We start from the raw sequence: 10,799 nt of genomic DNA on the forward strand, positions 1-10,799 counted from the left end.
AGAACCAAAGGAAAATATCAAACATGGACCAACTACAAAAGAGCGATATGAGCCTTAAGTTAATGACATTGCCCCAACCCCTCCTTGAAAATAAGGAGGGGAGTTCCACTCAGCATTTAAAATCGTCCCCTGCCCTTCCGAAATTCGAGATAAACGCTCCAAAGGGGATAGCATGACGTAGAAGCATTGCAGCGTAAACTATTCGAGGGGTTGTGCGCTTCGCTAAACGGCATAGGAGATGTTGGAAGGAGAAAACCTTAAAGCTTTTGCAGAAACTTTCAACATACCACCAACCAAGGCAACGCGTCCTGCCCGATTTTTCATCGGGTACTTGTGTTGCCGAAATGAAAGCTTTAACGAATTTATCCGACAACAGATTCACCTGTTCCGAGCCTTCGGGAAGCCTTGATGTTATGCCTGGTTGTTTATTTTTTTAATGGTTAAGCATGCTTTCGCTATGCTCAGGTTTGTTTCTTTTGTATTAAGACAACCTGCGAAGCAAGCTTGAGGGCCTAAAAGAAAAATAAAAAAAACCGAAAAAAGAGAGAGCCCCTCGGCGGCGGCGAGCCAAGGCAAGCCTATGAAGGAAAAGATTTACAACCATGACCGATTCATTCAAAGGCCATTTATATTTTATAAGGTTCAAAGATCTCTCCGCTATGGTCGAGATGACGCAGTATCGGATGGGTGCTGTTGCGCCTCGTTTTAGGCGCTTTGCTACACGGCCTAGGAAATATTGGAAGGAGAAGCGGTTGAAAATTTTGTACAGACCCACATCAAGTGAAGAACCAAAGCAGCGGTCAGTTCAATCCTTCATTGAACCTAACCCGCTGCTGCCCAATTAATTTTCAAACAGCTAATCCGACAAGATTTCCAAGCCTTGATGTTTTGTTTCTTTTGTATCAAGACAAAAGAAAGAGCCCCCTCGGCGGCGGCGAGCCAAGGTAAGCCTGTGAAGCAGGAGATTTAGTCAAATAAACCACCCAACCCCTCCTTGAAAATAAGGAGGGGAGTTCCACTCAATTTGTAAATCCTCCCCCCTGCCCTCCCGAATCGTCGGGATAAACGCATCCAAAGAGGGATAGCGTTACGCATAAATAAAGATCAACGTATGATTTTATAATTAATCTTCTCCTGCGAGTTTCAGCGCAATCTGCGGGCGAAACCTTTCCATTCTAAATCCTGATGAGACGGAATACTTTTATATAACCATTGCTCAAAAGATTGCCGCGTTGTGCCTCCTTGCAATGACGACAATGGAGGATGCTAAACCAAAAAGATTGGCACAAAACAAACCTAATATGACCATTATAAAACTGCCATTGCTTTCAAAAAAATATAAGATTTTATTAAGAATACCTGAAATGCCCCCGAACAAAGCTGAAGATAAAGTGTTATCTTGCTGCATGCCTATTGAAACAGAAATCTTGATTATTGGTGGTGGTTTAGCAGGTTTAACTGCAGCTTTGCATCTTCAAAAATTAGGTTTTGATGTTATACTTATTGAGAAGCATACCTACCCGCACCATAAAGTTTGCGGCGAATATATTTCAAATGAAATTTTACCTTATTACAATTGGCTGGGCCTAAATTTGTCCAACCTCGAACCAAACCAAATCAGGCAATTACAATTTACATCGACCAATGGCAAAAATGTTACCGCAAATTTGCCGCTTGGTGGTTTTGGATTGAGCAGGTTTGCCATCGATGATTACCTGTACCGAACGGCCTTAGAAAGAGGAATAAAAATTCAGCAGGCAACGGTACAAAATGTAACCTATACCACAAGCCAATTTTTTATTGATACAACCGAAGGAGAAACGTTCAGCGCCACGCAGGTTGTAGGCGCATATGGCAAAAGGTCGGCATTGGATGCGAAATTGGAGCGGAATTTCATCAGCCGCAAATCGCCCTACTTGGCCGTTAAGGCACATTACAAATCTAATTTCCCGAATAACCTGGTCAGCTTAAATAATTTTAAGGGCGGTTATTGCGGTGTATCAAATGTAGAAAAAAACACATTAAACATCTGTTATTTAACCGATTACGAAAGCTTTAAAAAACATAAAAACATCGATGCTTTTCAAAAAACTGTATTGTACCAGAATAAACACCTGGAACGTTACTTTACGCAATCGGAAATGATATTTGAGGCGCCACTTACCATTAGTCAGATTTCTTTTGAAACGAAAGAACCGGTATTAAACCACATTTTGATGATTGGTGATACCGCCGGACTAATACATCCGCTTTGCGGAAATGGAATGGCGATGGCCATTCACAGTGCGAAAATTTTAGCTGAAAGCTTGCACCAATTTAAGCTTGGCAAAATTTCATCCCGCCAGGAACTGGAAAATAGTTACATGCATGAATGGAAAAAATTGTTTGCCAGACGGCTACAAATTGGTAAGTTGCTGGCATCCATTATGAAAAATAACCGCTTTGAAAACATAGCCATGAGCGCTGCATCCTATTTCCCCGGCTTAATACAAAAAACGGTAAAATATACCCATGGAAAACCCATAACCATTCCCGATATATGAGTGTAGATACAAGATTCCGCAGCGAGGCGCCCGAGATGATGGATGATTTTGAAATGGAAGGGCACATTTTAAAAGATGCGCTTGATAAAATTGCAAGCATTAATCAACTTTTAGGTGGCAATAAGGTTACGATTGAAGGCGTAGAAAAGCTGCTTAAAAGCAAACCGAAACATGAAATAATACGTATAACTGATATTGGTTGTGGTAATGGCGATATGCTTAGAACATTAGCCGAATATGCAGATCAAAACAATTTAAAGTTTGTGCTTCAGGGAATTGATGCCAATGCTTTTACCATAGAACATGCTAAAAACCTGTCAAAATCATATCGTAATATTTCTTATCAGTGTTTAGATATTTTTGATGATTCAACACATTTAGAAACATGCGATATTTTTTTGTGCACTTTAACCTTACATCATTTTAAGGATGAAGAAATTATAAACCTGCTCAATCAATTGAAACAATTGGCTGGTTTAGGCATTGTAATTAATGATTTAGAACGTAGTGCTTTGGCATATAGACTTTTTAAAGCACTATGCTTTGTATTTCGATTGAATAGCATGTCGCGGGATGATGGCTTAGTCTCCATACTTCGTGGATTTAAAAAAGAAGATTTAGAAGCATACGCTCGGAAAATAAACGCAAAGGCAAGTTCGATAAAATGGAAATGGGCTTTTAGATACCAATGGATAATTAAAACAGCATGAGTGTAATTGTTAAAGCAGTAAGCAAAGCTTTGCCCAAATTTTGGAGTGCCACAAACGATATTTTGCCCTTTGTAGATGTTTGGTTAAATGGCCAGGATGAACGCTTTAAAAGAAAAGTAAAGAAAATTTTCGAGGGGGCTGCCGTTGATAAGCGCTATGCATTTATGTCGCCTGCCGAAGTTTTTAGCAACCTAAGCTTTGAAGAGCGAAATGATATCTACGTCAGAGAAGGCATAAAATTAGGCAAGGAATGCCTGGAGCGGGCACTGGCGCAAGCCAACTGGAAACCCCACGATATTGATTTTATTATTACGGTGAGTTGCACCGGCATCATGATCCCATCATTAGATGCTTATTTAATCAATGCGTTAAAACTTAGGCAAGATGTGGTTCGTTTACCGGTAACCGAGATGGGCTGTGCCGCTGGGGTTTCGGGTATGATTTACGCAAAGAATTTCCTTAGAGCAAACCCGGGTAAAAGAGCTGCGGTTATTGCGGTAGAATCGCCAACGGCTACCTTTCAGCTCAATGATTTTTCGATGGCGAACATTGTAAGCGCCGCAATTTTTGGCGATGGTGCTGCTTGTGTGCTGTTAAGTGCCAACGAAGCAGATAGCGGCCCTGAAATTCTTGATGAAGAAATGTACCACTTTTATGATGCAGAAGAAATGATGGGTTTTAAACTAACCAATACTGGCTTGCAAATGATATTAGATGTAGAAGTCCCAAATACCATTGAAGCTCATTTTTCAGACATTATTCACCCATTTTTAGCTAAAAACAATTTAACCATCCAGGATATCGACCACTTGATATTCCATCCCGGAGGAAAAAAAATTATTCAGGTGGTAGAAGACTTATTCGGTAAGTTGGGTAAAAACATAAACGAAACTAAAGAAGTGCTAAAACTTTATGGCAACATGAGCAGTGCAACTGTTTTATATGTACTGGAGAATTACATGAATAAAAAACCTGCTAAGGGAGAAAAGGGCTTAATGCTCAGTTTCGGACCAGGGTTTTCGGCACAACGGATACTATTGCAGTGGTAATATGACAACACAGGAGATTGTAAAAAAATTACCTTATGGCAAGGCTTTTTTATTTGTAGATGAAATTTTACAGGTTGATGGCCATGCGGTAAAGGGTACATTCACTTTCAGGAAAGATTTGTTTTTTTATGATGGTCATTTCAAGAACAATCCGGTAACACCTGCCGCCATTTTAACCGAAACCATGGCGCAGATTGGATTAGTTTGCTTAGGGATATTTATTTTAAAGGATGAAGTGAATCAAGAGCAAAGCACTTTTGCCATGACCTCAAACCATCTCGATTTTTTAAAACCTGTTTATCCTGGCGAAAAGATTTGGGTAACCGGCGAAAAAATTTATTTCAGATTTAATAAATTAAGCTGCAAGGTAAAAATGGAAAATGCTAAGGGCGAAGTGCTAAGTAAAGGCACAATATCTGGAATGGTAATTTCTAAAGGTGATGAAAGATAACAGAGTTGTAATTACAGGCTTAGGCATTTGTGCACCAAACGGCACAACCATCGAAACATTTTCAGCGGCCATTAAGGAAGGAAAATCGGGCATAACTTTTCAACCCGATTTAGAAAACCTTGGATTCTCTTGTCAGATAGCGGCTAAACCTGTTTTAAGCGATGAACGAATTGCAGCCTATTTTTCTCCGCTGGAATTAAGAAATTTAAACAGCAGTGGCATTGTTTACGGCGTTATAGCCGGATTAGATGCCTGGAAAGATGCGGGCTTGGAGCGCAGCCATGAGCAAGAGCCAGACTGGGACAGCGGCACAATTTTCGGAACGGGAACATCGGGTATTGATAAATTCAGGTGGGCCATAAATAAAATTGATGATTTGGAAATCCGCAAATTGGGCAGCTCGGTCGTAATACAAACGATGGCAAGCGGTGTAAGTGCTTTCATTAGTGGCAAGCTTGGTTTAGGCAATCAAATCAGTACCAATTCATCGGCCTGTGCTACTGGTGCAGAAAGTATTTTACTGGCTTACGAGCGGATAAAATCTGGCAAGGCCAAACGAATGTTAGCCGGAAGCACCAGCGATAGCGGTCCTTACATTTGGGGTGGTTTTGATGCCATGAAAGTTTGTACTTTTAAACACAATAACCAGCCCGAAAGTGGTAGCCGGCCAATGAGTGCCACGGCAAGTGGCTTTGTACCTGGGAGTGGCGCCGGTGCAATGGTACTGGAAAGCCTCGAATCTGCATTAGCCAGAAATGCTAAAATATATGGCGAAATTTTAGGCGGTGAACTAAATTCTGGTGGTCAGCGTGGTTTAGGTACCATGACTGCCCCAAACCCACAAGCCGTACAGCGCTGCATTAAAAAAGCCATCGAAAATGCAGGAATTAAACCCCAAGACATTGATGTGATTAACGGACACCTGACCGCCACATCTAAAGACGCCCTCGAAATTGAGAACTGGAAAATTGCTTTGGGTACTTCATCCGAAGATTTTCCCTACATCAATGCTTTAAAAGGTATGATTGGACATTGTATCGGCGCAGCCGGAAGTATAGAAAGTATTTCAGCCATTTTACAATTGGAGCAGGATTTTATTTTCCCGAATGTAAATTGCGAAGACTTAAATCCCGAAATTACTGCACTAATAGCAGAAAATCGTATCCCTAAAAAATTAATAAATCAAACCGTAAACATTGTTGCTAAAGCTAGCTTTGGTTTTGGAGATGTTAACGTATGTGTTATTTTCAAAAAGTATAAAAATGAATAGAGCAGAAATAATAGAAGCACTAAAAACGATAATTAAACCTTATAGCGAAGAAGTTGCCGCCTTGGAAGGCATAGATGAAAACACAGACTTTATTAACGATTTAAAAATAAATTCTGCCAACCTGGTTGATGTCGTGCTGGACGTTGAGGAGCAATTCGGTATTGAGATAGATAATGATTCGATGGCTAAAATGCTAACCGTAAAAGCAACCATCGAGGTTATTGAAAGTAAACTAAGCAAAAATGTTGGGTAACGATATTGTTGATTTGGTTCTTGCAAAAACGCAAAGCAACTGGCAACGTAAAGGTTATCTCTCTAAAATTTTTACTTCCGAAGAAGAATCTTTAATCCTGTCCTCTAAAAACCCGGATACGATGGTCTGGCTACTTTGGAGCATGAAAGAGGCGGCTTATAAAATTAACAACCGCCAAACGGGCATACGAAATTTTGCACCCAAAGATTTAAAGTGCGACTTACTACACGCTACCGTAAACATTAACAATCAAATTTATCATACAAAGAGTAGCATCAACACAGCATATATTCACACCGTTTCTGCCATCAATCTCGAACGGTTGGAAAACATCAGAACTTCTATTTACCAGGTTCCTGATTTTCCAGGGCATTACAAGGAAAGTAATCCGGCAAGCACTAGCCACCATGGCCGGTATTTAGCCCTGGTGTATTAGTTCAGCAATAAGAAAATCAAAATAAATGCTCCATTTTCTTTACAGAACAATAGAATTGCGTAAGCATAAAAGCCTTATCTTTGCGCAACTCATAAAAAATACACTATGCTTAAAGGATTTTTTAACGTACCTACTCCGGTAAACGAACCTATATTAAATTACGGCCCGGGCAGTAAAGAGCGTGTTCTTTTAAAAGAAGCGCTGGCTGAAGCCCGTTCACACCAACAAGACATTCCGATGTATATTGGCGGCAAACAAGTGCATACCACTAAGAAAGGTAAGGTTGTTCCTCCACATGATCATCAACATATTTTAGCCCAATATAGCATCGGCGATAAAACGCATGTTGCACAAGCAATTGATGCCGCTTTAGCAGCCAAAGAAGATTGGGAAAACCTTTCTTGGGAACATAGAGCAGCCATTTTCTTAAAAGCAGCAGAGTTAATTGCCGGTAAATACCGTTATAAATTAAACGCAGCAACCATGCTTGGCCAAAGTAAAAATGCTTACCAGGCAGAAATTGATGCCGCTTGCGAATTGATTGATTTCTTGCGTTTCAACGTAAGTTACATGAGCGATATTTACAAGCAACAACCACCAGTTTCGCCTCGTGGAAACTGGAACAGAGTGGAACAACGCCCATTAGAAGGTTTTGTTTTCGCTTTAACGCCTTTCAACTTTACGGCAATTGCAGCTAACTTACCAGCTTCGGCAGCGATGATGGGTAATGTGGTGGTTTGGAAAGCAGCAGATACCCAAGTTTATGCAGCTAACCTCTTAATGGAAATTTTCCGTGAAGCTGGTTTACCTGATGGCGTAATCAATTTAGTTTATGCAGACGGACCGGAAACTGGCGATGTGATTTTCAATCACCCTGATTTTGCTGGTATTCACTTCACAGGTTCTACAAAAGTATTTCAGGAAATCTGGAAAACGATTGGTACAAACATTCACAAATACAAATCATACCCTCGTATTGTTGGCGAAACTGGTGGTAAGGATTTTATCCTGGTTCACCCTTCGGCACAGGTTGATATTGCCAACACCGCAATCGTTCGTGGTGCTTTCGAATATCAGGGACAAAAATGTTCGGCTGCTAGTCGTGTTTATGTTCCGGAAAGTCTATGGCCTGAAATTAAAAAACAAATGTTACGCGATCTGGCTACATTTAAAATGGGCGGAACAGAAGATTTCAGCAATTTCATTAATGCCGTTATCGATGAGCGTTCGTTTGACAAATTAGCGAAATACATCGACCAGGCGAAGAAAGATAAAGGTGTAGAAATTATTGCCGGTGGTAACTACGATAAGAGTAAAGGTTATTTTGTTGAGCCAACCGTTTTAGTGGTTGACGACCCGAAATACACCACCATGTGCGAGGAATTATTCGGCCCGGTTTTAACCGTTTACGTTTATGCGGATAAAGATTTCGATTCGATTTTGAAAGTAATTGATACCACTTCGCCTTATGCTTTAACTGGTGCTTTAATTGCGCAAGACCGTTACGCGATTGATAAAGCTAGCCATGCTTTACGCAACTCGGCAGGTAACTTTTACATTAACGATAAATGTACAGGAGCCGTTGTTGGTCAGCAGCCGTTTGGCGGTGCCAGAGGTTCGGGTACAAACGATAAAGCGGGTTCGATGATTAACTTGTTGCGTTGGGTTTCGCCACGCACCATTAAAGAAGTTTTCGAATCTCCTACTGATTACCGTTATCCGTTCCTGGCAGAAGATTAATAAATTTTTTAAGCTACCGTTATTGCGAGGCAGAATGCAATGAAGGTAATATCTAAAACCTCTTGATTTATCAAGGGGTTTTTCTTTTTTTAAAAGGATTTGGAAAGCAATTGTCCTGGTGATATTAGCGTTACACGGGCTTTACGCTTTACTCCGTTACACTTCGTGTTCGCTGCAATCCCGTTTAAATAACAAAAGTTCTTGATACTATTTAGGGTTGCAGGTTGCTAAAAATGTTCGTTAATGCTTAAGCATTATATTATAAAACTTTGAGGGAAACTCCCCTCCTTTTCAAGGAGGGGTGCTTGCAAGGCGGGGTGGTTACTACATGTTACATTAATATGAATTGAGCAACCTTGATTAACCACCCCCTGCCCCTCCTAAATTAGGAGGGGAGCAGTTTGTGCTTTGGCAAAAGTGGTTTTTTATTTAAAGGTGTATGCTTTAAACCAGAACCCGATCAATTACCACAGCAAAAGTATAGCAGTATAACCCAAATCCCCTCCTTATTTTCAAGGAGGGGTGCCTGCAAGGCGGGGTGGTTATTATCTTTTGTATTAATCTGAATTGAGCAACCTTGATTAACCACCCCTTGCCCCTCCTAAATTAGGAGGGGAGCAGTTTGTGCTTTGGCAAAAGTGGTTTTTTATTTAAAGGTGTATGCTTTAAACCAGAACCCGATCAATTACCACAGCAAAAGTATAACAGTATAGCCCAACTCCCCTCCTTTTCAAGAGATTGGGGCTGGTTTAAAATAACTTCTAATTTCATTTAGAATATTTTCCTCTTGAAAAACATCTTTATTCTCAAATCTAATTATAGTTATGCCAAGGTTATTTAAATGCTTATCTCTTTCCCTGTCATATTCATCAGAAGCAAAACCATTGTGTACACTTCCATCTAATTCAATCCCTAATTTTTCTGAAGGGCAGTAGAAATCTAAGATGTAATTATTAATGCTATGCTGTCTTCTAAATTTTCTACCATCCAATTTAGAATGTTGTAAGTATTTCCAAAGTGTAGCTTCAGCAGAGGTAAGACTGTTTCTTAAATCTTTCCTTAATGTTTTAAGATATTTAGCATTGTGGATTGACATTATCTTTTAATTTAAATTTTATTAAGATAAATATTTTTAGGGATTTAACCACCCCTTGCCCCTCCTAAATTAGGAGGGGAGCAGTTTGTGCTTTGGCAAAAGTGGTTTTTTATTTAAAAGTAAGTGCTTTAAACCAAATTCTGTTTAATGACCACAGCAAAAGTATAGCAGTATAACCCAAATCCCCTCCTTATTTTCAAGGAGGGGTGCCTGCAAGGCGGGGTGGTTACTACATGTTACTTTAATCTGAATTGAGCAACCTTGATTAACCACCCCTTGCCCCTCCTAAATTAGGAGGGGAGCAGTTTGTGCTTTGGCAAAGTTTGTTTTTTATTTAAAAGTAAGTGCTTTAAACCAAATTCTGTTTAATGACCAGAGCGAGAGCCTAGCAGCACGCCCAACTCGAAGGCGGGGTGGTTACTACATGTTACTTTAATCTGAATTGAGCAACGTTAAGTAACCACCCCTTGCCCCTCCTAAATTAGGAGGGGAGTAGTTTGTGCTTTGGCAGAGCTTTGTTCTTTTTATTTAGAAGTATGTGCTTTAAACCATATTCTGTTTAATGACCAGAGCAAAAAATTAATAGAACAATCCAACTCCCCTCCTTATTTTCAAGGAGGGGTGCCTGCAAGGCGGGGTGGTTATTTCATGTTCCATTAATCTGAATTGAGTAACCTTAAGTAACCACCCCTTGCCCCTCCTAGATTAGGAGGGGAGTTGTTTGTGCTTTGGCAGAGCTTTGTTCTTTTTATTTAGAAGTTCGTGTTTTAAATCAAAATCCATTTGATGACCACAGCAAAAAATTAATAGAAGAGCCCAAATCCCCTCCTCCTTTTCAAGGAGGGATGCCTGCAAGGCGGGGTGGTTATTTCATGTTACTTTAATCTGAACTGAGTAACCTTGATTAACCACCCCTTGCCCCTCCTAAATTAGGAGGGGAGTAGTTTGTGCTTTGGCAGAGTTTTGTTCTTTTTATTTAGAAGTTCGTGTTTTAAACCAAAATCCATTTAATGACCAGAGCGAGAGCCTAGCAGTACAACCCAAATCCCCTCCTTATTTTCAAGGAGGGGTGCCTGCAAGGCGGGGTGGTTACTACATGTTGCTTAATCCCAAAAGCTACCGCCCATTGTGAATAAACCCGGTAGTAGCCTACCGTGTACCCACATCTTTATTTTTATTTTTGTTTCATGTTTGGAACAGATTACAGTAAACTTTTTAACGATCTTAGGTTATCTAGACGAGGAGAAAGCC

The 10,799-nt window shown here is 40.2% G+C and carries 9 protein-coding genes; 8 read left to right on the forward strand and 1 reads right to left on the reverse strand.

Going from position 1 to position 10,799, the window contains the following annotated elements; translation table 11 throughout:
• Positions 1-1,301: 1,301 nt before the first annotated feature.
• The 8 genes from QWY86_RS03040 to pruA all read left to right on the forward strand — a co-directional run bounded on the left by QWY86_RS03040 (position 1,302) and on the right by pruA (position 8,452).
• Positions 1,302-2,543, forward strand: coding sequence for an NAD(P)/FAD-dependent oxidoreductase (locus tag QWY86_RS03040; protein ID WP_290238625.1), 1,242 nt, complete (start codon positions 1,302-1,304; stop codon positions 2,541-2,543).
• Entirely contained in the window at positions 2,540-3,253 is a 714-nt protein-coding gene (locus QWY86_RS03045) for a methyltransferase domain-containing protein (protein ID WP_290238626.1), read from the forward strand. The genes QWY86_RS03040 and QWY86_RS03045 overlap by 4 nt, the downstream gene beginning before the upstream one ends.
• Positions 3,250-4,302 (forward strand): type III polyketide synthase, encoded by a 1,053-nt coding sequence (locus QWY86_RS03050; protein ID WP_290238628.1) that lies wholly within the window; start codon positions 3,250-3,252, stop codon positions 4,300-4,302. Before QWY86_RS03045 ends, QWY86_RS03050 begins: the two co-directional genes overlap by 4 nt.
• A 1-nt stretch (position 4,303) precedes the next feature.
• The gene (locus QWY86_RS03055) at positions 4,304-4,753 is read left to right on the forward strand and encodes a 3-hydroxyacyl-ACP dehydratase FabZ family protein (RefSeq protein ID WP_290238630.1); all 450 of its coding nucleotides are present in this window, start codon (positions 4,304-4,306) and stop codon (positions 4,751-4,753) included.
• Positions 4,743-6,023: a beta-ketoacyl-[acyl-carrier-protein] synthase family protein gene (locus tag QWY86_RS03060; RefSeq protein WP_290238631.1), complete on the forward strand. Its 1,281-nt coding sequence runs from the start codon at positions 4,743-4,745 to the stop codon at positions 6,021-6,023. Before QWY86_RS03055 ends, QWY86_RS03060 begins: the two co-directional genes overlap by 11 nt.
• A complete protein-coding gene (locus tag QWY86_RS03065) occupies positions 6,016-6,276 on the forward strand; it encodes an acyl carrier protein (RefSeq protein WP_290238634.1) in 261 nt (86 codons plus the stop codon). Before QWY86_RS03060 ends, QWY86_RS03065 begins: the two co-directional genes overlap by 8 nt.
• On the forward strand, positions 6,266-6,712 hold the full coding sequence (locus QWY86_RS03070) for a 4'-phosphopantetheinyl transferase family protein (RefSeq protein ID WP_290238637.1): 447 nt from the start codon (positions 6,266-6,268) through the stop codon (positions 6,710-6,712). Before QWY86_RS03065 ends, QWY86_RS03070 begins: the two co-directional genes overlap by 11 nt.
• Before the next feature lie 105 nt (positions 6,713-6,817).
• The gene (pruA, locus tag QWY86_RS03075; protein ID WP_290238638.1) at positions 6,818-8,452 is read left to right on the forward strand and encodes an L-glutamate gamma-semialdehyde dehydrogenase; all 1,635 of its coding nucleotides are present in this window, start codon (positions 6,818-6,820) and stop codon (positions 8,450-8,452) included.
• Between the two features lie 730 nt (positions 8,453-9,182).
• On the opposite strand, the gene QWY86_RS03080 is transcribed toward pruA, so the two are convergent.
• On the reverse strand, positions 9,183-9,548 hold the full coding sequence (locus QWY86_RS03080) for an endonuclease domain-containing protein (protein ID WP_290238640.1): 366 nt from the start codon (positions 9,546-9,548) through the stop codon (positions 9,183-9,185).
• Positions 9,549-10,799: the final 1,251 nt, after the last annotated feature.

Source organism: Pedobacter aquatilis, assembly GCF_030409415.1.
Classification (GTDB): domain Bacteria; phylum Bacteroidota; class Bacteroidia; order Sphingobacteriales; family Sphingobacteriaceae; genus Pedobacter; species Pedobacter aquatilis.

What these genes read in the sequence shown, in the direction of transcription:
- QWY86_RS03040 (WP_290238625.1), top strand. Translation starts at nt 1,302, where the DNA reads ATGACCATTATAAAACTGCCATTGCTTTCAAAAAAATATAAGATTTTA.
- QWY86_RS03045 (WP_290238626.1), top strand. Translation starts at nt 2,540, where the DNA reads ATGAGTGTAGATACAAGATTCCGCAGCGAGGCGCCCGAGATGATGGAT.
- QWY86_RS03050 (WP_290238628.1), top strand. Translation starts at nt 3,250, where the DNA reads ATGAGTGTAATTGTTAAAGCAGTAAGCAAAGCTTTGCCCAAATTTTGG.
- QWY86_RS03055 (WP_290238630.1), top strand. Translation starts at nt 4,304, where the DNA reads ATGACAACACAGGAGATTGTAAAAAAATTACCTTATGGCAAGGCTTTT.
- QWY86_RS03060 (WP_290238631.1), top strand. Translation starts at nt 4,743, where the DNA reads ATGAAAGATAACAGAGTTGTAATTACAGGCTTAGGCATTTGTGCACCA.
- QWY86_RS03065 (WP_290238634.1), top strand. Translation starts at nt 6,016, where the DNA reads ATGAATAGAGCAGAAATAATAGAAGCACTAAAAACGATAATTAAACCT.
- QWY86_RS03070 (WP_290238637.1), top strand. Translation starts at nt 6,266, where the DNA reads ATGTTGGGTAACGATATTGTTGATTTGGTTCTTGCAAAAACGCAAAGC.
- pruA (WP_290238638.1), top strand. Translation starts at nt 6,818, where the DNA reads ATGCTTAAAGGATTTTTTAACGTACCTACTCCGGTAAACGAACCTATA.
- QWY86_RS03080 (WP_290238640.1), bottom strand. Translation starts at nt 9,548, where the DNA reads ATGTCAATCCACAATGCTAAATATCTTAAAACATTAAGGAAAGATTTA.